General features: G+C 60.3%; 22 protein-coding genes, 4 tRNA genes and 1 pseudogene. 8 read left to right on the forward strand and 19 right to left on the reverse strand.

The features are described 5' to 3' along the window. The 6 genes from V8Z78_RS25905 to V8Z78_RS25930 form a co-directional block, all read right to left on the reverse strand. The coding region (locus V8Z78_RS25905) for a GTP-binding protein (protein ID WP_349732329.1) at window positions 1–123 on the reverse strand (123 nt) is incomplete at its 3' end. A gap of 75 nt (window positions 124–198) precedes the next feature. Further along, a tRNA-Thr gene (locus V8Z78_RS25910) sits at window positions 199–273 on the reverse strand. 43 nt (window positions 274–316) lie between these two features. Beyond that, a tRNA-Gly gene (locus V8Z78_RS25915) sits at window positions 317–390 on the reverse strand. Window positions 391–448: 58 nt separating this feature from the next. Further along, a tRNA-Tyr gene (locus V8Z78_RS25920) sits at window positions 449–534 on the reverse strand. An 80-nt stretch (window positions 535–614) separates the two neighbouring features. Continuing rightward, window positions 615–690: transfer RNA gene (locus V8Z78_RS25925), tRNA-Arg, on the reverse strand. A 74-nt stretch (window positions 691–764) separates the two neighbouring features. Then, window positions 765–1,385 (reverse strand): TetR family transcriptional regulator, encoded by a 621-nt coding sequence (locus V8Z78_RS25930; RefSeq protein WP_003065361.1) that lies wholly within the window; start codon window positions 1,383–1,385, stop codon window positions 765–767. Between the two features lie 227 nt (window positions 1,386–1,612). Here V8Z78_RS25930 and V8Z78_RS25935 point away from each other — a divergent pair, with 227 nt between their 5' ends. From V8Z78_RS25935 to V8Z78_RS25950, 4 genes and pseudogenes are all read left to right on the forward strand, one after another. After that, complete coding sequence (locus V8Z78_RS25935; RefSeq protein ID WP_279091207.1) at window positions 1,613–2,920, forward strand: efflux RND transporter periplasmic adaptor subunit; 1,308 nt, start codon at window positions 1,613–1,615, stop codon at window positions 2,918–2,920. Window positions 2,921–2,932: 12 nt separating this feature from the next. Beyond that, window positions 2,933–6,113 (forward strand): annotated as a pseudogene (locus V8Z78_RS25940) (efflux RND transporter permease subunit). After that, window positions 6,106–7,539: an efflux transporter outer membrane subunit gene (locus tag V8Z78_RS25945; RefSeq protein WP_012836785.1), complete on the forward strand. Its 1,434-nt coding sequence runs from the start codon at window positions 6,106–6,108 to the stop codon at window positions 7,537–7,539. The pseudogene V8Z78_RS25940 and the gene V8Z78_RS25945 overlap by 8 nt, the downstream one beginning before the upstream one ends. Window positions 7,540–7,738: 199 nt before the next feature. Next, window positions 7,739–8,590: a c-type cytochrome gene (locus tag V8Z78_RS25950; RefSeq protein WP_046462145.1), complete on the forward strand. Its 852-nt coding sequence runs from the start codon at window positions 7,739–7,741 to the stop codon at window positions 8,588–8,590. Between the two features lie 86 nt (window positions 8,591–8,676). Here the strand turns inward: V8Z78_RS25950 and V8Z78_RS25955 are convergent, their stop codons facing one another. Genes V8Z78_RS25955 through V8Z78_RS25965 form a run of 3 tightly spaced genes read right to left on the reverse strand, consistent with a single transcriptional unit; the run spans window position 8,677 to window position 10,987 of the window. Then, window positions 8,677–9,234: a DUF2946 family protein gene (locus V8Z78_RS25955; RefSeq protein WP_046462146.1), complete on the reverse strand. Its 558-nt coding sequence runs from the start codon at window positions 9,232–9,234 to the stop codon at window positions 8,677–8,679. A gap of 29 nt (window positions 9,235–9,263) precedes the next feature. Next, complete coding sequence (locus V8Z78_RS25960; protein ID WP_003065380.1) at window positions 9,264–10,235, reverse strand: YheT family hydrolase; 972 nt, start codon at window positions 10,233–10,235, stop codon at window positions 9,264–9,266. After that, window positions 10,232–10,987, reverse strand: a complete 756-nt coding sequence (locus V8Z78_RS25965; protein WP_349732444.1) for a Rossmann-fold NAD(P)-binding domain-containing protein — start codon at window positions 10,985–10,987, stop codon at window positions 10,232–10,234. Before V8Z78_RS25965 ends, V8Z78_RS25960 begins: the two co-directional genes overlap by 4 nt. A 115-nt stretch (window positions 10,988–11,102) precedes the next feature. Here V8Z78_RS25965 and V8Z78_RS25970 point away from each other — a divergent pair, with 115 nt between their 5' ends. From V8Z78_RS25970 to V8Z78_RS25980, 3 genes are read left to right on the forward strand one after another with little or no spacing between them, the layout of a single operon-like run. Next, a complete protein-coding gene (locus V8Z78_RS25970; protein WP_349732445.1) occupies window positions 11,103–11,720 on the forward strand; it encodes a LemA family protein in 618 nt (205 codons plus the stop codon). A gap of 33 nt (window positions 11,721–11,753) precedes the next feature. Further along, complete coding sequence (locus tag V8Z78_RS25975) at window positions 11,754–12,677, forward strand: TPM domain-containing protein (protein WP_349732446.1); 924 nt, start codon at window positions 11,754–11,756, stop codon at window positions 12,675–12,677. Between the two features lies 1 nt (window position 12,678). Further along, complete coding sequence (locus tag V8Z78_RS25980) at window positions 12,679–13,218, forward strand: TPM domain-containing protein (RefSeq protein WP_349732447.1); 540 nt, start codon at window positions 12,679–12,681, stop codon at window positions 13,216–13,218. Window positions 13,219–13,262: 44 nt separating this feature from the next. Here the strand turns inward: V8Z78_RS25980 and V8Z78_RS25985 are convergent, their stop codons facing one another. Beyond that, entirely contained in the window at window positions 13,263–13,937 is a 675-nt protein-coding gene (locus V8Z78_RS25985) for a DUF1294 domain-containing protein (RefSeq protein ID WP_003065392.1), read from the reverse strand. 141 nt (window positions 13,938–14,078) lie between these two features. Here V8Z78_RS25985 and V8Z78_RS25990 point away from each other — a divergent pair, with 141 nt between their 5' ends. Continuing rightward, window positions 14,079–14,348, forward strand: coding sequence for a hypothetical protein (locus tag V8Z78_RS25990; protein ID WP_003065394.1), 270 nt, complete (start codon window positions 14,079–14,081; stop codon window positions 14,346–14,348). A gap of 163 nt (window positions 14,349–14,511) precedes the next feature. Here V8Z78_RS25990 and V8Z78_RS25995 read toward each other — a convergent pair whose 3' ends face one another. The 9 genes from V8Z78_RS25995 to V8Z78_RS26035 all read right to left on the reverse strand — a co-directional run bounded on the left by V8Z78_RS25995 (window position 14,512) and on the right by V8Z78_RS26035 (window position 21,711). Beyond that, on the reverse strand, window positions 14,512–14,928 hold the full coding sequence (locus V8Z78_RS25995; RefSeq protein WP_003059364.1) for a F0F1 ATP synthase subunit epsilon: 417 nt from the start codon (window positions 14,926–14,928) through the stop codon (window positions 14,512–14,514). Between the two features lie 150 nt (window positions 14,929–15,078). Continuing rightward, complete coding sequence (gene atpD, locus V8Z78_RS26000; RefSeq protein WP_003065399.1) at window positions 15,079–16,488, reverse strand: F0F1 ATP synthase subunit beta; 1,410 nt, start codon at window positions 16,486–16,488, stop codon at window positions 15,079–15,081. Window positions 16,489–16,522: 34 nt separating this feature from the next. Then, the gene (atpG, locus tag V8Z78_RS26005) at window positions 16,523–17,389 is read right to left on the reverse strand and encodes a F0F1 ATP synthase subunit gamma (RefSeq protein ID WP_003065400.1); all 867 of its coding nucleotides are present in this window, start codon (window positions 17,387–17,389) and stop codon (window positions 16,523–16,525) included. 18 nt (window positions 17,390–17,407) lie between these two features. Beyond that, window positions 17,408–18,967: a F0F1 ATP synthase subunit alpha gene (gene atpA / locus V8Z78_RS26010; protein ID WP_003065402.1), complete on the reverse strand. Its 1,560-nt coding sequence runs from the start codon at window positions 18,965–18,967 to the stop codon at window positions 17,408–17,410. A gap of 45 nt (window positions 18,968–19,012) precedes the next feature. Then, complete coding sequence (locus V8Z78_RS26015; protein WP_003065404.1) at window positions 19,013–19,552, reverse strand: F0F1 ATP synthase subunit delta; 540 nt, start codon at window positions 19,550–19,552, stop codon at window positions 19,013–19,015. A gap of 12 nt (window positions 19,553–19,564) precedes the next feature. Continuing rightward, entirely contained in the window at window positions 19,565–20,035 is a 471-nt protein-coding gene (locus V8Z78_RS26020) for a F0F1 ATP synthase subunit B (RefSeq protein ID WP_003065405.1), read from the reverse strand. Between the two features lie 35 nt (window positions 20,036–20,070). Beyond that, the gene (atpE, locus tag V8Z78_RS26025; RefSeq protein ID WP_003059376.1) at window positions 20,071–20,322 is read right to left on the reverse strand and encodes a F0F1 ATP synthase subunit C; all 252 of its coding nucleotides are present in this window, start codon (window positions 20,320–20,322) and stop codon (window positions 20,071–20,073) included. A gap of 46 nt (window positions 20,323–20,368) precedes the next feature. After that, window positions 20,369–21,232, reverse strand: coding sequence for a F0F1 ATP synthase subunit A (atpB, locus tag V8Z78_RS26030; RefSeq protein ID WP_003065408.1), 864 nt, complete (start codon window positions 21,230–21,232; stop codon window positions 20,369–20,371). Window positions 21,233–21,246: 14 nt separating this feature from the next. Further along, on the reverse strand, window positions 21,247–21,711 hold the full coding sequence (locus V8Z78_RS26035; RefSeq protein WP_003065409.1) for an ATP synthase subunit I: 465 nt from the start codon (window positions 21,709–21,711) through the stop codon (window positions 21,247–21,249). Window positions 21,712–21,936 lie beyond the last annotated feature (225 nt).

Raw genomic sequence — 21,936 nt, forward strand, 5'->3', positions numbered from 1 at the left:
GCCGAAGTGCTTGGACAGCACGGTAGCGATAGCAGCAGTCAGGGTGGTCTTGCCGTGGTCAACGTGACCGATGGTGCCCACGTTCACGTGGGGCTTGGTGCGCTCGAATTTTTCTTTTGCCATTTTTCCGACTCCGAAAAAATTAATTCACTGCAAGAGGATTTCGGCGCAACCCTATCAAGCGAGCGCACCAGAAAATGGTGCCCATGGCGGGAATCGGACCCGCGACCTCTCCCTTACCAAGGGAGTGCTCTACCACTGAGCCACATGGGCAAAGAAGCTGCAAAAACAACTTCTAAAATCTTTGCTCGCAAACTGGAGCGGGAGACGGGAATCGAACCCGCGTCATTAGCTTGGAAGGCTAGGGTTCTACCATTGAACTACTCCCGCACAGATTTACTACTGCACGTGACTGCTATTTCTAGCAATCGCTCTTCTCAACCATTGCTGGTGGAGGGGACAGGATTCGAACCTGTGTACGCGTTAGCGGGCAGATTTACAGTCTGCTGCCTTTAACCACTCGGCCACCCCTCCGAAGAGACTTGAATTGTAGCATCTAATTCCAGCTTAAAAAGAAATTTTGAAATTTCTTTTTTCTTGCCGAAGATCGATGCTGGCGCGGCTGGCGGGGATCGAACCCACGACCCTTGGCTTCGGAGGCCAATACTCTATCCACTGAGCTACAGCCGCGAATCCGTCAGGCCGCTCGCACGGCCAACAACAATTCAACAGCCGCAATTATTGCACGGGTTTGGACACCCAAATCACAAATTCACCTGAAATCCCAAACCAGACAAGTAGACATCCACCGACATCGAACCGACCTTGACCAATGAGAAACTCCCTTCCGTCAATACCCAACCATGTATAAGACCCACAAAAAGAGAGTGCAAACCGAGGGCTGCCTCTTCCGGGGATACCGACAACTGCACGGACTGCCCCTGTGCCGCAGCCGCCAGGTCGTGCGCAAATTTTTCCCGAGCAAAGCCTGAACTTTCTATATGCTGCAAACGCACATCCGCCAGTTCGCCCACGTATTCCATTTTGAATAGCGCCGTTTCAAACACCTTGCGTCTGCGCTCATCCTCGTCCAAGCTCTCGAACACACACAGGATGGAGTGACGAATGCGCTCTAGCGGCAACAGGTCACCATACCTGTCGTCACAGATTTCTTCGAAAGGCAGGCATATGCGCCCAAGCATGGAAACAAAGACATCCATCTTGTCCTTGAAGTGCCAGTACACCGCTCCGCGTGTCGCCCCTGCACGCTGGGCGATATCGCCCAGAGAGGTTCGAGATACACCTTTCTCGAAAAACACCTCTTCAGCCGCATCCAGCAGCTTGGTGCGCGTCTCATCCGCTTCAGCCTTGGTTCTTCGAGCCATCACTCACCCTCTTCATCAATCGCCGACGATAGCTCGCCGCGAGAAAAGCCATTTCTCAGCTGCTTTACGCAGCGTTTGCAATTATACATTTATGCATGTATGTATAATTCCCCTAGCACCGATATGCAGGAAACCATCTAGGGTTTCCACCCGAATGAGCGCTCCACTGCGGACAGCGCTCTTTTCTCGTTTTCACAATGTCAACCGGAAGGACGTTCATGCACCCGATGTATGAAGCAAACCAGGCTCCCGACAATCAGTCCCATTCAGCCGCATCCGGCACCCGCTCCATGGTCATAGGCCTGAGCTTGGCTGCTGCACTGGGCCTAGTCGCATGCAGTGACAAAAACGCGGAAGCTCAAAAAGCACAAGCAGCCGCTCAGGCACAGCCACCCGAAGTTGGTGTGGTGACGGTATCCATGCAGAACGTGCCTTTGATCTCCGATCTGCCAGGCCGCCTGGAGCCATCGCGCATCGCTCAGGTTCGCGCGCGCGCTGCCGGCATCGTGCAAAAGCGCCTGTTCCAGGAAGGCTCGGATGTCAAGGCTGGCCAAGCCCTGTTCCAGATTGATAACACCCCGTACAAGGCCAACCTGCAGAGCGCTCAGGCGACCCTGGCACAGGCCGAAGCCAATCTCGCTCAGGCATCTGCCACCGCACGCCGCTACAAGCCCCTGGTGGAAGCCAATGCCATCAGCAAGCAGGAGTACGACACCGCCATTGCCAACGAAAAGGCGGCACTGGCACAAGTTGCGGCAGGCAAGGCGGCTGTCACCAATGCCAATGTCAACCTGGGCTATGCCAGCGTGACCGCCCCCATCTCCGGACGCATCGGCCGCGCTCTGGTGACGGAAGGCGCTCTGGTCGGCCAGGGCGAAGCCACGCAGCTGGCGACCATTCAGCAGGTCAACCCGCTGTACGTGAACCTGACCCAGTCCTCTTCCGACATCATGCGCATGCGCGAAGCGCTCAGTTCCGGCAAGTTAGCAAAGGTAGGTGACAACGCCGCGCGCGTCCACGTCTATTTGGACGATGGCAAGGAGTACGCACACACCGGCAAGCTGCTGTTCACCGACCTGACCGTGGACCCGACTACCGGCCAGGTCAGCGTGCGCGCGGAGCTGCCCAATCCCGACGGACTGCTGTTGCCCGGCACTTATGTGCGCGTGCACCTGGAGCAGGCCCAGGTCGAGAACGCCGCGCTGATTCCGCAACAAGCCGTGACCCGCAACGAAAAGGGCAACTTCGTCATGATCGTGGCCGAGGATGGCTCCGTGGCACCGCGCCCCGTTCAGATCAGTCAGTCCAGTGGCAATAACTGGGTCGTCACATCCGGCCTGAAAGCTGGAGAAAAAGTCATGGTGGACGGCCTGATCAAGGTGGGCATGGGGGCCAAGAAGGTCAAGCCCGTCGAGATCAACAATGCGGCTGCCGGCGCACCAGCACAACCCTCTGCTGCGCCCCCCGCCGCACCTGCGCAAGAGAAAGCCGCCACTCCAGCCGAAGGTGCTGGCGAAGGCCAGGCAGCCAAGTAACAGGCACGATCCATGTCAAAGTTTTTCATTCACAGACCGATCTTTGCCTGGGTGATCGCGATTTTCGTGATCATTGCGGGCGTGATCTCCATCACCAAGCTACCGGTGGCACAGTTCCCATCGGTCGCACCTCCGACCATCAACGTGACAGCGACCTACCCGGGCGCCACGTCACAAACCATGACGGACTCCGTTCTGCAACTGATCGAGCGCGAAATCAACGGCGCGCAAGGTCTGATGTATATGGAAGCCTCCGCCCCTGCGGGCGGTCAAGGCACTCTGACCGTCACCTTTGCTCCGGGCACCAACCCCGATCTGGCGCAGGTGGACGTGCAAAACCGCCTCTCCCGCGTGCTGCCCCGCCTGCCTCAGGTCGTTCAGGCCCTGGGCGTGCGCGTGGACAAGTCCATGAGCAACTTCCTGATGATTCTGGCCTTCCAGGCCGAGTCTGGAGAGACTTCGCGTGACGACATTGCCGACTACGTGAACCGCAATGTGGTGCCTGAAATCCAGCGTCTGGACGGCGTGGGCAAGGCACAGCTGTTCGCATCGGGTCGTGCCATGCGCGTCTGGGTGGATCCTGCCAAGCTCCAAGGCTTCGGTCTGTCGATTGCATCGGTCAACGCAGCGATTGCCGCGCAGAACCAGCAGATTTCCGGTGGCGCCCTGGGCAACCTGCCCAGCACACCCGGCACCACCACCACCGCCACGATCGTGGTGCCCGGCCAGCTGACGACGCCCGAGGAATTCGGCGAAGTGGTGCTGCGCTCCAACTCCGACGGCTCCACCGTGCGCCTCAAGGATGTGGCCCGCATCGAGCTGGGCATCGAGAGCTATGCCTTCGAGTCCCGCCTGGACGGCAAGCCCGCCGTGGCCATGGCCGTGCAGCTGACCTCGACGGCCAACGCCATGGCGACCGCCAAGCTGGTCAAGGCCAAGATGGCCGAGATGGAGCCCTTCCTGCCTGCCGGTGTGAAGTGGTCCTCGCCCTACGACACCTCCAAGTTCGTGAAGATTTCCATCGAAAAGGTGGTGCACACGCTGCTTGAAGCCATCGTGCTGGTGTTCATCGTGATGCTGATCTTCCTGCAGAACATCCGCTACACCCTGATCCCCACCATCGTGGTGCCTATCGCGCTGCTCGGCACGTTTGCCGTGATGCTGGTGGCCGGCCTGACCATCAATATTCTGGCCATGTTCGCCATGGTGCTGGTGATCGGTATCGTGGTGGACGATGCCATCGTGGTGGTGGAAAACGTCGAGCGCATCATGGCCGAGGAAGGCCTCCCCCCCAAGGAAGCCACCATCAAGGCCATGGGCCAGATCCAGGGCGCCGTGGTCGGCATCACCGTGATTCTGGTGACGGTGTTCCTGCCCTTGGCCATGTTCTCCGGCGCGACCGGCAACATCTATCGCCAGTTCTCGCTGGTGATGGCCATCTCGATCTTCTTCTCGGGCTTCTTTGCGCTGACGCTGACGCCTGCGCTTTGCGCCACCATGCTCAAGCCCATTCCCAAGGGCCACGCGCACGACAAGAAGACCGGCTTGCTCGGCCCGTTCTACAACTGGTTCAACCGCAAGTTTGACGCAGGCACGAAGCGCTACTCTTCCGCACTCTCCGGTGTGGTCAAGCGCTCCGCTCAAGCCTTTATCGTCTATCTGCTGGTGATTGCCGGCGTGGTCTTCATGTTCATGCGACTGCCCACGGCCTTTCTTCCCACCGAAGACCAGGGCTATGTCATCTCGCTGGCTCAGTTGCCTCCCGGCGCCAGCCTGGAACGCACCAGCAAGACCATGGCTGAGCTGGAGAAGTTTGCCCTGAGCCAGCCTGAGACCGATCACATCGTGAGCATTCTGGGCTTCAGCTTCATGGGCCAGGGCCAGAACGTGGGCCTGGCGTTCACCACGCTCAAGGACTGGTCCGAGCGCGCAGGTGCTGGCTCGGATGCCAAATCCTTCGCTGACCGAGCCAAGGGCGCCATGTCAGCGCTGCGCGATGGTTTCATCTTCACGCTGGTCCCCCCCCTCCATTTCGGAGCTGGGCAATAGCGACGGTTTCACCTTCCGTCTGCAAGACCGCGGCAGCAAGGGGCATGCAGCCTTGCTGGAAGCCCGCAATCAGCTGGTTGCCAAAGCCAACCAGAGCTCTGTGCTGACCGGCGTGCGCTTTGATGGCGTGGATGACGCCCCCCAATGGCAAGTGGACATCAATCGTGATGCGGTCTATGCCCAGCGCGTGAGCATGGGCGACCTGGCCACCACACTGGCAACCGCTCTGGGTTCGTCCAACTCCACGGACTTCCCCAACAACGGCTTTATGCAGCGCGTCACCATCCAGGCCGATGCCGCCCGCCGCATGCAGCCCGAGGACGTGATGCGCCTGACGGTTCCCAACGCGCAAGGCCAGCTGGTGGAGCTTTCCACCATGGTCAGCGCCAAGTGGATCAGCGGCCCCATGCAGCTGACACGCTACAACGGCTACCCCTCCATGAGCATCACCGGTCAGGCCAAACCCGGCTTCACCAGCGGTGACGCCATGAAGGAAATGGAAAAGCTGGCCCAGGAACTGCCCGACGGCTTCGGCTACGAGTGGACCGGTCAGTCTCTGGACGAGAAAAAGGCTGGCTCCTCGGCCATGCTGCTGTACGCGTTCTCCATCCTGGCCGTGTTCCTGTGTCTGGCCGCACTGTATGAAAGCTGGAGCATCCCGCTGTCCGTGCTGCTGGTCGTGCCTCTGGGCGTGTTCGGCGCCGTGGCCGGCATGCTGATGCGCGGCATGCCCAACGACATCTACTTCCAGGTGGCGCTGATCACGGTGATCGGCCTGTCGGCCAAGAACGCCATTCTGATCGTGGAGTTCGCTAAGGACCTGCATGCTGAAGGCAAGAGCGCGCTGGAAGCCGCGCTGGAAGCCGGTCATCTTCGTTTCCGTCCCATTCTGATGACCTCGCTGGCCTTTATTCTGGGCGTGGTGCCGCTGTACATCGCCTCCGGCGCCAGCGCTGCCAGCCAGAAGGAGATCGGCACCGGCGTGTTCTGGGGCATGGTGATCGGCACGCCGATCTCCGTGTTCCTGGTGCCCGTGTTCTTTGTGGCCGTGTTCAATCTGTTTGGCAAGAAGTCCAAGCAGGACTCCAACGCCACTCCCCCAGCGGCAACTTCTGCAGCACAGGGAGGCTCGCAACATGAATAAAACCTTGCTACCCGTAGCACTGGCCGGCGCGCTGCTGGCCAGCGGCTGCTCCTTCATCCCCACGCTGGAGCGCCCTGCCGCTCCGGTGGCCGAGCACTACTCGGCCACCGACGAGCAGGCTGGCGCCACGGCGGCTGCCGACATCCCCTGGCAGCAGTTCTACACGGACCCACGCCTGCAGCAGGTGATCCAGCTCGCGCTGGAAAACAACCGCGACCTGCGTGTGGCCGTGCTCAACATCGAAAAGGCACAGGCTCAGTACCAGATCCAGCGTGCCGGCCAGTTCCCGGAATTCGGTGTCGCAGGCAGCGCCAGCCGCCAGCCCAGCGCCACCACGGGCCGCTATGCCAACTCGTACATGGTGGGCCTTTCCATGCCCAGCTGGGAGATTGACTTCTGGGGGCGCATCGGCAGCCTCAAGCAGCAAGCTCTAGCCCAGTATCTGGCGACCGAGGAAGGCCGCAAAGCGGCCCAGATCAGTCTGATTGCAACGGTCGCCAACACCTGGCTGAACCTGCAGGCTGACGAGGAGTTGCTGGCCATTTCCCGTCGTACCCTGGGCACACGTGAGCAGTCCATCAAGCTGACCAAGCTGCGACTGGACTCCGGTGTCGCTTCCGAGCTGGACTACCGCCAAGCTCAGTCGCTGACCGAAAGCGCACGCGCCACGCTGGCCCAGCAAGCCGGTCAGCGCGAGCGCGACGTCAACGCCCTGACCCTGCTCGTGGGTCAGACCCTGCCTGCCGATCTGCTGACCAGCATGCAAGGCAAGCAACTGCGCGATCTGCCAGCCCTGGCCGATGTGCCTTCGGGCCTGCCTTCCGACCTGCTTCTGCGCCGGCCCGACATCCGCCAGGCAGAGCAAAGCATGATCGCCGCCAATGCCAGCATTGGTGCCGCACGTGCGCTGTTCTTCCCGAACATCTCCCTGACCGCCTCGGCAGGTTTCGCAAGCTCCGACATCTCCGATCTGCTCAAGTCGGACTCTGCGGCGTTCACGATTGCGCCTTCGCTGTATCTGCCCATCTTCAATGCAGGCCGCAATCGCGCCAATCTGCAGGTTGCAGAAGCCAGCCAGAAGATTGCCGTGGCTCAATACGAAGGATCCATCCAGTCGGCCTTCCGCGAGGTGTCCGACACCTTGGTGAATCGCCAAGCACTCAAGGATCAGCTCGATGCCCAATCGCGTCAGCTGGAGGCAGAGCAGGTTCGCTACAAGCTGTCGGACCTGCGCTACACCAACGGTGTGGCCAGCTACCTGGATCTGCTGGATGCGCAGCGTTCACTGTTTGCACTGGAGCAGTCCGTGGTTCAGGTCCGCCTGGCGCAGCTGCAAAACCAGGTCAATCTCTACAAGGTGCTGGGCGGCGGCTGGACGCAGGCAAGCGCCAGCGACAACCCTGCGGCAGCAACTACAGCCCAGTAATCGGGCCAAGTTTTGCACTCTCACACAAGGCGTCTTCGGACGCCTTTTTTCATGCACGCCACAAATTGGCTGCACAAAGTTGATCCAACTCAACTCCTTTATGCAGCAGCCGTCAACCCGGATCGTCGTGCACTGGCATTCTTAACCCTCACTTCTATAATGGTTTGTTCATCCCCATCCCACGATCTCAGAGGACTTCATGAGCGAGCAACACCACGAAGAAGCCCATACAGGCCCCATTAAAAAACCCAAGCAGTTGTTGCTTGCCGTCTTCTTCTCGTTTGTGGTTCCCATCTTCGTCATCATCGGTCTGGTCAAGTTCGTGACTTCGTCCGACACCACGGGCGCAGGTACGGCCAATGCCGAAATGGCCAAGGCCATGCGTCTGCAAAAAGTGGGTACGGTGGAAATTCGTGATGCCAACCGTCCTCTGCGCGGCGGAGCCGAAGTCTTCAAGTCGCAATGCGCGGCCTGCCATGAAACCGGCGTAGCCGGCGCCCCCAAATTCCAGGATGCAGCAGCCTGGGGCCCGCGCATCAAGCAGGGCCTGGAAACGCTGGTGCACTCTGCCCTGGCTGGCAAGGGTGCGATGGCGGCCCAGGGCGGCGGCGAGTTCAATGACACGGAAATTGCCCGTGGCGTGGTCTATATGAGCAATGCTGCCGGCGCCAACTTCCCCGAGCCCCAGCCTGCAGCCGGTGATGCCCCCGCAGCAGCACCTGCGGCCCCCGTCGCCGCTGCACCGGCAGCAGCTGTTGCAGCCGCCGAGCCAGCACCTGCAGCCGCCCCGGCTCCCGCAGCTGCCGCGGCCTCCGATGTGGGCAAGAACCTCTACAACACCACCTGCATGGCCTGCCACGCCAGTGGCGTAGCCGGGGCTCCCAAGTTTGGCGACAAGGCTGCCTGGGCACCTTTCATTGCCAAGGGCATGGACGATATGGTGCAGAAGGCCACCCAAGGCGTGGGCGCCATGCCTCCCAAGGGCGGCTCCACCGCATCGGATGCAGACTTCAAGGCCGCCATCCAGTACATGGTGGATGCAGCCAAGTAGGCGCCCCTCTGCCCCGCAAAAACCGGCTTTTGGCCGGTTTTGTTATTTTTGGCCTCAAACCCTTTGCACACAAACGAAAGCTGCTATCAGACTTGATAGCCCTCAGGACTGGGCACAAAACCGAACTGCAACGGCAGCAAGGCGCTCTCGATATCCTGCGCCTCGGGCAGCGCACCACTCTCCAGCGCATTGGCGGCATCCAGCATGTCCAGGCTGTGCACCATGCCCAGGCCTTGCGGCAGGGCCAGAAACAGCCGCCCCAGCTCGTCCAGCAGCACCTGCTGCACCTGTTCGGCAGCCAGCTCCTGGCCCGTATGACTGTGCAACTGCAAGCCATGCTCCGCGTATCGCAGACGCCATATCCATGGCGCGCTCTCCAGTTCCACATACACGCGCTGCGGGCCGTTCTGAAAATACCAGCGACCATCTGCCTCGACCAGATAGTTGCGTCCGATGAATTCGGCCAACTTTTCGTGGCGCAGCAGATTGCCCCTGGAGCCGGGTTTGCCGCTGGCAAACGCACCGCAGACCTGGGCCTGCTCGTCCCTGAGCCACCACTGGCCACGCGCATCCAGACCCAGCCAGCCACTGCAGGCCGGGACATTGGGCCACTTGAGCATGGCCTGTTTCACGATGTCATCCATCACTCATCTCCTGATTATTCTGCGAACGCTCAGAGCCACTGCTCCAGCCACTCGGTCACCGCCAGCGGCATGGCCTGCACATGGGCGGGCCAGGCTCCGCTGGCAAAGCCCACATGTCCGCCGTGCGGCGGCTGCCATAGCTGCACGGTGGCACTGACCTCATCGGGCCTGGGCAGGCTGTGCGCCGGCACAAAGGGATCGTTGCGCGCATTGAGCAGCAACAAGGGCACGGCCACTTGCTTGAGCAGGGGCTTGGCCGAGGCCCGGCGCCAGTAATCATCGGCATCCCTGAAGCCATGGACCGGGGCCGTGAACACATCGTCAAAGTCATGCAGGGTGCGTGCGCGCTGCAGCCGCTCCCTATCGAACACCCCCGGCGACTGCTGCCATTTGGCGAGGGCCTTGGGCACCAGGGTACGCATGAACATGGGGGTGTAGATCCAGCGATTGAGCCCCTGGCCCAGATTGACGCCTCCGGCCACCAGGTCCAGCGGCGCACAGATCACTGCCGCGCCCTTGACGAGCTCTGCGGCCGCCTGCTGCTGCAGCCCGGCCCAGCGCGCCAGGGCATTGCCGCCCAGCGACACTCCCATGGCCAGCAACTCTCCGCCCGCGCCTTGACGCAGCCGACGCAAAATCCAGTCCAGCTCGTCCGCATCGCCGGAGTGGTAGGCGCGTAGCAAGTGATTGGGCTCACCGCTGCAGCCGCGAAAATGCGGCACGGCCAGATGCCAGCCGCGCTGCGCGCAGACCTGTGCCAGGGCCTTGGCGTAGTGGCTGGAGGAAGAGCCTTCCAGGCCATGAAACAGCACCAGTGTGGGAGCGCTTGCACTTGCCATATGGCTTGAAAAATCGATATCGATGAAATCGCCATCGGGCGTATCCCAGCGCTCGCGCCGCCACGCCGGAGACTCTCCGCCCTTCGCACAGAGTGCAGCCCAAATGGTCTGGACATGACCTCCGGGCTGCCACCAAGGTGCACGAAATTGTTCGAAATTCATGAGAAACCCAGCCAGCTCCGCAGCTCTGACTGCAGAGCGTCTTTCTGTGCCGCACGCCAGACCAGCTCAGGCGGAGCCACATGAATTCCCGGCGGTGCCTTGAGCAAGGCTGCCTCCACCAGACGAGCCACATGCATGGCGCGCACCGGTCGCTCCGTCTGCGGCAGCATATAGCTGAGCGCCGACAGCATGGTCTTTGCCGTGCGCTGCAGCCAATGGCCTGCATTGATTTTCTGGGCTTCTCTGGCCGAGCGCACAAAAATCAGGCGCTCGAAGCCCAGCGCAGCTACGCCTTGCTCATTGAGATTGGCCAGCCCCTGCTTCAAAGCCTGGGGCAGGCTACCCATATCGTGGGGCAGCACCACGGCAAGCGTATGCACGCCACAGCGCTGCATCCACTGCGCCACCGCTTGCAGCTGGTCGGGCCGGGGCGTCCACAAGGCGCGCTCGCGCTGGTAATAGGGACGCGAAGGCTCAAACATGATGAGGCCCACATCGGCGCTCTGCACAGGCCATTGCTGCACATCGCCGTGCAGTTGCGTTAGCAACTCCATGCCACGCAGGCCCTGGACATAGGGCTCGCGTGCCAGCACCTGGACCAGCGCATAGTTCTGCGCGCCTACCACGCGACTGAGCACCTCGTTGCCCAGCGGCCCCGTGGCCCCGGCCAGCAACAGGCGCGGCAAGGTCGCAGTTTTCGGGCCGGGACGCTGTGCGCCACGCAGGGCATCGAGTGGAGAAACAGTGGACATGATTGCAATGCTAGCGCCGCTGGACAGCGGACAAGGTGACAGGCCTTGCACGCACACGAACCGAGCAAGCGCTTATGCTATGGTTTCCGTCTCAATCTCGTGAATGGAAACACCCATGAAACGCTGGCTTCTGGCAATCGCAACCGCGGCCTCCATGCTCTCCCTCACGGGCTGCGGCTATAACGACTTTCAGCGTCTGGATGAAAAATCCAAGGCCGCCTGGAGCGAGGTGCTGAATCAGTACCAGCGCCGCTCGGACCTGATCCCGAACATTGTCGCCACGGTCAAGGGCGAGGCCAACTTCGAGCAGGAGACCCTGACCAGGGTGATCGAAGCACGCGCCAAGGCCACCTCGATTCAGGCCACGCCCGAGCTGATCAACAACCCTGAAGCCTTCAACAAGTTCCAGCAAGCTCAGGGCGAGATTTCCAGCGCGCTCTCGCGCCTGATGGTGGTGGCGGAAAAATACCCCGAACTCAAGGCCAACCAGGCGTTCCGCGATCTGCGCGTAACGCTGGAGGGCACGGAAAATCGCATCACCGTGGCGCGCAACGAATACATAGGCACCGTACAGGCCTACAACGTGCTGGCGCGCAGCTTCCCCACCAATATCACGGCCAAGGTATTCAGCTACAAGGTCAAGCCCAACTTCACGGTGCAAAACGAAGCCCAGATCTCCCAGCCACCGGCCGTCGACTTCTCAACGCCCACAGCGCCTGCTGGCAGCAAGTAATTGCAGGCTTCCACTTCAAAAACCATGCACCACATGCATCAAGCTCTTATACATAAAGCGCTTGCAGCTATTGTTTTTGCATGGCTGGCACTGCTTGCGGCGCTGCCAGTCTGGGCGCAAGGCGCTGCAGGCACGCAACTGCAGCCTGTGCCCGAGCTCACTGCGCGCATCATCGACCAGACCGGCACGCTGAGCCCCGGCGATCTGCAATCGCTGAGCGAGCAGCTCAAGAAGCTGGAGGACGAGACCGGCGCCCAGGTCGCCGTGCTCATGGTAGCCACCACGGCCCCGGAAGACATCGCAGCCTATGCCTGGCGTGTGGCCAGCAGCTGGAAGTTGGGACGCAAGGACATAGGCGACGGCGCTCTCATTGTCGTGGCCAAGAACGACAGGCGCATGCGCATCGAAGTGGCGCGCAAGCTGGAAGGCGCCATTCCCGACATCCAGGCTGCACGCATCATCGACGGTGCCATGAAGCCGCGCTTTCGCGCCGACGACTATGCAGGTGGACTGTCTGCCGCCATCGAGCAGATGGGCCTGCTGATTCATGGCGAGAAACTGCCCGCACCGCAGTCCCAGCCGCGCAAGTCCGGCAAGTCCTGGGCCGACCAGCTGGACTTTCTGCTTCCTCTGCTGTTCTTCGGTTTTCCGATCGGGATTGCCGTCGCCCGCGCCATTTTTGGCCGCGTGCTGGGTTCGCTGCTCATTGGCGGCGTTGCCGGGGTGGCCGCTTATGTGATCACCACCAGCCTGTTGATCGCAGGCGTGGCTGGCTTTGTGGGCCTGATCTTCACCCTGCTCTCCAATCTCTCGCGTGGCGGAGGCGGCCCCTACATCGGCACCGGCGGAGGCGGCTGGAGCAGCGGCGGCGGTGGCGGTGGTTTCAGTTCCGGGGGCGGCTTCAGCTCCGGTGGCGGCGGCAGCTTTGGTGGCGGTGGCGCCTCGGGGGACTGGTGAAATGAGCAATGTCTTTCAACGCCTGGCACGCCTGGTACGACACCGCTGGGCCGAACAGCATCTGCGCAAGGCCTTGCCGCCTGCCACGCTCAAGGAGCTGGAATTGCTGATCGCCAAAAGCGAGCTGGGCCATACCGGCCAGGTCCGCATCTGCGTAGAGGCCGGCCTGCCCTGGAGCTATATCTGGCGCGATGCCACGGCGCGCGAGCGCGCTCTCTCGCAGTTCGCCAAGCTCCATGTCTGGGACACGGAGCACAACAACGGCGCCCTGATCTACCTGCTGCTGGCCGACCACGCCATAGAAATCGTGGCCGACCGCGCCCTGGACCGCACCATGAGCGCCGAGCAATGGCAAACGCTGATCAGCGATATGCAGTCCGCCTTCCAGGGCGGGCATTTCAGCGTGGGTCTGGTATCGGCACTGGAGCGTGTCAACCGGCAGCTGCAGGCGCATTTTCCGCGCAAATCCGCGGCCAACACACAGCGAAACCTGCCCGATACGCCCGTGGTCCAAAGGCATCTGCCGAGCCGCAGCCGCTGATCCGGTTCTGCCGCCGCATGCGCCGGCTGCAGACCGCAGAAGCCTCAGGCCAGCACATGCCGCCCGTATGGCGAACACAGCCAGAGCACGGCCGCCACATTGATCAGGACCATGAGCCAGAACTGCAGCTGAAAGCTGGTCTTGCTGCTTTTGTGGCGCAGCCACTGCTGGGCCAGCAGGGCACCGGGCCAGCCTCCGGCCAGCGCCATGGTCTGCAGCGTTTTTTCCGGCGTGCGCCACTGCCCCTTCTGGGCGGCCCATTTGTCCTGCCAGTAGGCCATGAAGGTCAGCATGCTCAGGCCTGCATAGATCAGCCAGAGGATGCGCGGTATGCCCCAGATCACGGCAGTGGCCAGCATCATCAGCAGCCAGACCAGCAACACGCCATAGCTGAAGCCACTGGAGGCATGCCAGCCCTGAGGCACCGCACGCGAGGACTGCAAACGCCCTGCAGAAGGGCTGTTGTGCCGCACCGAAGAAGACCGTGCCTGAGGCACTGGGCCGCCAGCTCGCCACGCAACCTGAAGCGCGCGTTTTCTGCCCTGCTCCATGCCGACGGAAAACTCCAGGCGCAGGCCGGGCCGAGGACGCTGCTCTGCGGGCGGGCGCGGCTCAAAAGCACTGATATGGACAAACAGGCGCTCGCCACCGCCATCGGCCTCTATCCAGCCAAAGCCACGCTCGTCATTCCATTGCGTCAAGGTACCGCTGTAGCGCATCCATGTCCTTTGTTGTTTTTGACACCGCGAACAGGCCCGGTGATGCAAAAAGCAGGCGGGCCCTATCCAGAAAAAACCTTTTTACCCGCATGGCTGTGTTAGTTTTGGGGCAGCCGTATTTTCTTAAGAAAGCACTCAAGCATGCAGAAATCTCTGTTCTCTCTGGCCGTCATCAGCTCTGTCCTGGCACTGAGCGCCTGCTCCTCCATCAGCCCCAGAGGCGCCGAAGCACCGGCTGAATACGACTACGCACTGAGCTGCAAGCTCAAGGAAGATGACCCCAAGAAGTGCGAAGCCCAGATCCGAGCCCTCTGCGAAGACCCCAGCAAGGCCGTGGTGCGCAAATCGCGCCATGTGGACCCCAAGGACAACTCCGTGGTCTACGGCTATCAGGCCGCCTGCAACAGCTAAGCCGCTTGCGCGCTGCCGCGGTTCAGAATCCTGCTGGTTTCGGGATCAATCCCTTTTGGGACAAGCGCAGTGCGCTTCGATTTACGCAGCAGCAGTCCATAAAAAAAAGCCACCGCATGCGGTGGCTTTTTGCTGCTGATGCATGTGCTCAGGGCACAGCACATCAACGCTTCTGGCGGTACTTGCGCAGAGCAGCAATCTGAGCCGCCATCACGGCCAGCTCGGACTGTGCACGAGCGATGTCCAGTTCGCCCTTGGCGTTCTTCAGGGCTTCCTCGGCCGCAGCCTTGGCCTTTTGCGCCTTTTCATCGTCCAGATCCTTGCCGCGGATGGCGGTGTCGGACAGCACGGTCACGCAGTTGGGTTGCACTTCCAAAATGCCGCCGGCCACGAAGACGAACTCTTCGCTGCCGTCAGGCATTTCGATGCGCACCGAACCCGGCTTGATGCGGGTGATCAGCGGTGTGTGGCGGGGATAAATGCCCAACTCGCCCGCTTCACCGGGCAAGGCGACAAAGCGCGCTTCACCGGAGAAGATGGACTCTTCGGCACTGACCACATCAACGTGAATAGTGTTCATCTTTGCTCCTAGAAAAGGTAAAAACTGGTCCTAAAACAAGCACACCCCAAGCCAGAGACGCCGAGCAAGGGCCGCCCCGCAGCGAGGGCGTCGTCCCCCTCCTGAAAGAGAGGGGGAAGCGGCGCAAGCCGCTCAGGGGGTGCAAGCCAGTTAGGCAGCCAGCTTCTTGGCCTTCTCGAAGGCTTCGTCGATGGTACCAACCATGTAGAAAGCCTGTTCGGGCAGGTGGTCGGCTTCGCCGTTCACGATCATCTTGAAGCCACGGATGGTTTCAGACAGGGGAACGTACTTGCCGGGAGCACCAGTGAACACTTCAGCCACGTGGAAAGGCTGAGACAGGAAACGCTGGATCTTACGAGCACGAGCCACAGTCAGCTTGTCTTCGGGAGCCAGTTCGTCCATGCCCAGAATCGCGATGATGTCGCGCAGTTCCTTGTAGCGCTGCAGCGTACCCTGCACTTGGCGAGCCACCTTGTAGTGCTCTTCGCCAACCACTTGGGGGTCCAGCTGACGGCTGGTGGAGTCCAGAGGATCCACAGCGGGGTAGATACCCAGCGAAGCGATGTCACGGGACAGCACCACGGTGGAGTCCAAGTGAGCAAAAGTGGTGGCGGGCGAGGGGTCGGTCAAGTCATCCGCTGGCACGTAAACGGCCTGGATGGAAGTGATCGAACCAACCTTGGTGGAGGTAATACGCTCTTGCAGCTTACCCATTTCTTCAGCCAGGGTAGGCTGGTAGCCCACGGCGGAAGGCATACGGCCCAGCAGAGCGGACACTTCGGTACCGGCCAGTGTGTAGCGGTAGATGTTGTCCACGAAGAACAGCACGTCCTTGCCTTCGTCACGGAACGACTCAGCCATGGTCAGGCCGGTCAGCGCCACGCGCAGACGGTTTCCTGGGGGCTCGTTCATCTGACCGTAAACCATGGCAACCTTGGACTCGCCCAGGTTCTCTTGGTTCACAACGCCAGCGTCGGACATTTCGTGATAGAAGTCGTTACCTTCACGGGTACGCTCACCCACACCAGCGAACACCGACAGACCGCTGTGGGCCTTGGCGATGTTGTTGATGAGTTCCATCATGTTCACGGTCTTGCCCACACCGGCACCACCGAACAGGCCCACCTTGCCGCCCTTGGCGAAGGGGCAGACCAAGTCGATCACCTTGATACCGGTTTCCAGCAGTTCCTGCGAAGGCGACAGTTCGTCGTAAGCAGGAGCCTTGCGGTGGATGGCGGCGGTCAGGGTCTGGTCCACGGGACCACGTTCGTCGATGGGGTTGCCCAGCACGTCCATGATGCGGCCCAGGGTAGCCTTACCCACGGGAACGGTGATGGGGTTGCCGGTGTTGGTGACCATCAGGCCACGCTTCAGGCCGTCCGAAGAACCCAGGGCAATGGTACGCACCACGCCGTCGCCCAGCTGCTGCTGAACTTCCAGGGTCAGGGCCGAGCCTTCCAGCTTCAAGGCGTCATACACCTTGGGCACCTGGCCGTGGGCAAACTCCACGTCCACCACGGCGCCGATACATTGAACAATCTTGCCTTGTACTTGAGCCATTTTTTGCTCCAATCTGTTTGTTCGTTAAAGCCGTTTACACAGCGGCTGCGCCTGCCACGATTTCCGACAACTCGGTCGTAATCGCTGCCTGACGCGTCTTGTTGTAGACCAGCTTCAACTCGCTGATGACGTTGCCGGCGTTGTCGGTAGCGGCCTTCATGGCCACCATGCGCGCCGATTGCTCGGACGCCATGTTTTCCGCAACTGCCTGGTACACGAGGGACTCCACGTAACGAACCAGCAGTTCGTCGATGACGCTTTGAGCGTCAGGTTCGTAGATGTATTCCCACGATGCACCCGTCTTCTCGGCTTGCAATTTTTCGGACGACAGGGGGAGCAGTTGCTCCACCACCGACTCCTGCTTCATGGTGTTGATGAACTTGGTGTACGCCAGGTACACCGCGCTCAGCTTGCCTTCAGCATATTGGTCCAGCAACACCTTGACAGGCCCGATGAGCTTGTCGAGGTGAGGCGTGTCGCCCAAGCCTGTAGCGTGAGAGACCACCTTGGCACCGACACGGTTCAGGAAACCCAGTCCCTTGCCGCCAATGGCCACTGCATCTGTCGCAACACCCGCATCCTGCAGTTCGCGCAACTTGTTGGTGACGACACGCAACACGTTGGTGTTCATGCCGCCGCACAAACCCTTGTCGGTCGTCACCACGATGACGCCGACCTTCTTGGCATCGTTCACTTGCATGAACGGATGCACATATTCAGGGTTAGCTTCGCCAAGATGGGCTGCAATGTTGCGGATTTTTTCGCTATATGGACGGGCAGCCAGCATCCGGTCCTGCGCCTTGCGCATTTTGGATGCAGCCACCATTTCCATGGCTTTGGTGATCTTCTTGGTGTTTTCCACCGATTTGATCTTGCCGCGTATTTCCTTACCTGCTGCCATGATGACTCCTCGCCGGTATTAAGCGAAGGACTTCTTGAATGCAGTAATGGCTGCAGTCAGTTCAGCTTCGTCCTTGCCTTCCTTGTCGAAAGCACGCTTTTCGTTCAGACGGTCGAGCAGAGCGCCGTGGCTGGTCTTCAGGAACTGGTGCAGACCAGATTCGAAGGGCAGCACTTGCTTGACTTCGATGTCGTCCATGAAGCCCTTGTTCACTGCGAACAGCGAAGCAGCCATCAGAGCGGTCGACAGAGGAGAGTACTGAGCCTGCTTGAGCAGTTCGGTCACGCGGGCACCGCGGTCCAGCTGCTTGCGGGTTGCATCGTCCAGGTCGGAAGCGAACTGCGCAAAGGCAGCCAGTTCACGGTACTGAGCCAGGTCGGTACGGATACCGCCGGACAGGCCCTTCACAACCTTGGTCTGAGCGGAACCACCCACGCGGGACACCGAAATACCGGCGTTGATAGCGGGACGGATACCGGCGTTGAACAGGCTGGTTTCCAGGAAGATCTGGCCGTCGGTAATCGAAATCACGTTCGTGGGAACGAAAGCGGACACGTCGCCAGCTTGTGTTTCGATGATAGGCAGAGCGGTCAGAGAACCGGTCTTGCCCTTGACTTCACCCTTGGTGAAGGCTTCGACGTAGTCGGCGTTCACGCGAGCGGCACGCTCCAGCAGACGGCTGTGGAGATAGAACACGTCGCCGGGGAAGGCTTCACGTCCGGGGGGACGACGCAGCAGCAGCGAAACTTGACGGTAGGCCACGGCTTGCTTGGACAGATCGTCATAAACGATCAGAGCGTCTTCGCCGCGGTCGCGGAAGTATTCGCCCATGGTGCAGCCAGCGTAGGCCGACACGTACTGCATGGCAGCGGATTCAGAGGCGGTGGCAGCCACGACGATGGTGTAGTCCATCGCGCCGGCTTGTTCCAGAGAGCGCACCACGTTCTTGATCGAAGAAGCCTTCTGACCAATAGCCACGTAGATACAGATAACGCCCTGGCCCTTCTGGTTGATGATGGCGTCGATAGCGACAGCCGTCTTACCAGTCTGACGGTCACCAATGATCAGTTCACGCTGACCACGGCCCACGGGAACCATGGAGTCGATGGACTTGATACCGGTTTGCAGGGGCTGATCCACGGATTGACGTGCGATCACGCCAGGAGCGACCTTCTCGATCACGTCCGTCATCTTGGCATTGATGGGGCCCTTGCCGTCGATAGGCTGACCCAGGGCGTTCACCACGCGGCCGACCAGCTCGGGGCCCACGGGCACTTCCAGGATACGGCCGGTGCACTTGACGGTGTTGCCTTCTGCGATGTGCTCGTAAGCACCCAGAATCACGGCGCCCACGGAGTCGCGCTCCAGGTTCAGAGCCAGACCGTAAGTGGGTTGACCGTCGGCGCCTGCGGGGAATTCCAGCATTTCGCCAGCCATCACGTCCGACAGGCCGTGCACGCGCACGATACCGTCAGTCACCGACACCACGGTGCCTTGGTTACGGACGTCAGTGCTAGCAGCCAGCCCTTCGATGCGGCTCTTGATCAGTTCAGAAATTTCTGCGGGATTGAGTTGCATGACTCTTTCCTTCTTTCTTGTGTGTTAGCCGAGACCTCAAGCGCATTACGCGGTGAGGGCCGCTTTCATTTGTTCCAGACGGGCCTTGACGGAGGTGTCCAGCACCTCGTCGCCCACCACGACGCGAACGCCACCGATCAGCGATTCATCGAGCTTCACGGTGAGATTCAGCTTGCGGCCAAAGCGCTTTTCCAGCGTGGCGCCAAGCTCGGCCAGCGCTGCATCCTCAATCGGGAAAGCGCTGTACACCACGGCATCCGAAGAGCCGCTCTTGCTGTTCACGAGGCTGCGGAACTGGGCTGCCACTTCAGGCAGCACGTCCAGACGGCCGTTTTCGAGGACCACACGCAGGAAGTTGCGTGCGGACTCGGGCAATGCCGACTTGGCCACACCCGTGATGAGATCGAACACTTGCGCGTCGCTCACGTTCGGGTTGTCGGCCAGTTGGCGCAATTGCGGATTGGCGGCAATCGCCGCCAATTCCTCCACCCAAGCGACAGTGCTGTTCAAGTCTGCAGCCTTGTCGGCGCAGGCTTTGAACAATGCTTCGGCGTAAGGGCGGGCAATGGTGGCGAGTTCTGCCATTTTTTGCTTTCCTTACAGCTCTGTCTTCAGGCGGTTCAGCAGATCAGCGTGGATACCGGCATTGACTTCCTTCTTCAGGATCTGCTCGGCACCCTTGACGGCCAGCGCTGCCACTTGCTCACGCAGGGCTTCACGGGCAGCAATGGCTTGCTGGTCAGCTTCAGCGCGGGCAGCAGCAACAATCTTGTTGCCTTCTTCTGTCGCGCGGGCCTTGGCTTCTTCAATGATGGCCTGGGCGCGGCGTTCGGCGTCCGCAAGCCGCGAAGCTGTTTCGTTGCGCGTCTGGGCCAATTCCTGTTCGACACGCTTGTTGACAGCGGTCAGTTCGGTCTTGGCCTTGTCGGCAGCAGCGAGGCCATCGGCGATTTTCTGGGCTCGCTCATCCAGTGCCTTCGCAATCGGGGGCCACACGAGTTTCATCGTGAACAGCACCAGGATCAGGAAAACAATGGCCTGAACGAACAGGGTCGCGTTGATACTCACGGCAACACCTTTCTATTTAGGGCGTTGATCGGAGCTTAGGCCACCAGTTGGAAGGGGTTGGCGAAAGCGAACAGCAGGGCGATAGCAACACCGATCAGGAAGGCGGCGTCGATCAGACCAGCCAAGATGAACATCTTGGTTTGCAGTTCGTTGATCAGCTCAGGCTGACGTGCCGAAGATTCCAGGAACTTGCCACCCATCAGGGCGATACCGATCGAAGCGCCGATAGCGCCCAGACCAACAATCAGACCACAAGCCAGAGCGACGAGACCGAGAACGTTTTCCATGATGACTCCTAGGGATTAAAGGAAAGAAAGGTTGAAGAGGGAAAGGTCAGTGAGCTTCATGTGCCTGGCCGAGGTAAATCAGCGTCAGCATCATGAAAATGAAGGCCTGCAGGGTAATCACCAGGATGTGGAAGATTGCCCAGATAGAGCCTGCAATGATGTGCCCCACGGGGAGCAACACACCAGAGAGCGACATAGCCGCCGCACCACCCATCAGGGCAATCAGCATGAACACCAACTCACCAGCGTACATGTTGCCGAACAGTCGCATGCCATGCGACACGGTCTTGGCAACGTATTCAATCACCTGCATCAGCAGGTTCACCACGCCCAGGATCAGGGCGAAGACGGGATTCTTGGAAGTGCCGAACGGTGCAGTCACCAGTTCATGCGCCCAGCCGCCCATGCCCTTGATCTTGACGCTGTAGAACAGGCACAGGACCAGCACGGCGAAGGACAGGCCCAGCGTGGTGGACAGGTCGGCGGTAGGCACGACACGCAGATAGGCGTGTTCGTCGGCGGTAGCGCCTTGCCACAGATAGGGCAGCAGATCCACGGGCAGCATGTCCATGGCGTTCATCAGGAAGATCCAGACGAAGACGGTCAGTGCCAGAGGAGCGATGAATTTGCGCGATTGGGCGTTGTGGATATTGGCCTTGGCCTGGTTGTCCACCATCTCGACCAGGATTTCCACGGCGGCCTGGAAGCGGCCGGGCACGCCGGAAGTCGCCTTGCGGGCAGCCAGCCAGAGCACGAAGATGCCGAGCAGACCCAGAACGCCAGCCACCACGATCGAGTCGTAGTTGATGACTGAGAAATCAATGACGGACTTCTGCTTGATGTTTTGCAGGTGTTGCAAGTGGTGAACGATGTATTCACTTGCAGTTGGGGCGTGCGCATCAGCGGCCATCGTCAACTCTCTTCTTAAGCTTCAGTTTTTCGGACACTGGATCGCACCAGCAGTGCAACCCAATACGTTTTCATCACAACAATCAAACCGGCCAGCAACGCCAGCCAACTGAGATCGGGAACCAGCTTTGGCGCAGCCGCCAGCATCGCGATGCACAGCACCAGCTTCACCAGTTCCCAACCGAAAATCCCCGCCATGGCCGCCCCGGCACCTCCCGGCCGTTGACGAACCACACCTCTTGCAAACAGCGCTGCGGGCAACACGACCGCCAGCGCTCCATACGCCGCCGACCAGCCTGCGGCTGCACGCCCCGTCATCAACCACGACAGCAAAGCCACGATAACGCCGACCAGCGTCTGAACGATGACGATGCGCCAGACAGAAACCTGCGGAAAGCGCGAACGCCATGCAGAGGCTTCTTGTGCAGTCAGGGGCTTGAAGTCTTCGACTTCGTCCTCATCCTGAAAATCAGCGGGCATGTTTGTCATGTTTTCTTTCACACCGCTGACCAGGCAAGACTTTTTTACAAAGCCTCTGATTATAAGTAAAAACCCCCGTCGTTAGATAGGGGTTGATACTGTCATGCGCAAAACGTCTTTGACAAGACCTGAGGGTTGTCGCTGAGTGACAACATCTGCCACCCTCAGCTTTGGTGCGGCGCGAGTGTGCCCTAATTGAAATACCTGATTACCCTGAATTGTCTG

Source organism: Comamonas sp. wu1-DMT (assembly GCF_040187805.1).
Classification (GTDB): Bacteria; Pseudomonadota; Gammaproteobacteria; order Burkholderiales; family Burkholderiaceae_C; genus Comamonas; species Comamonas thiooxydans.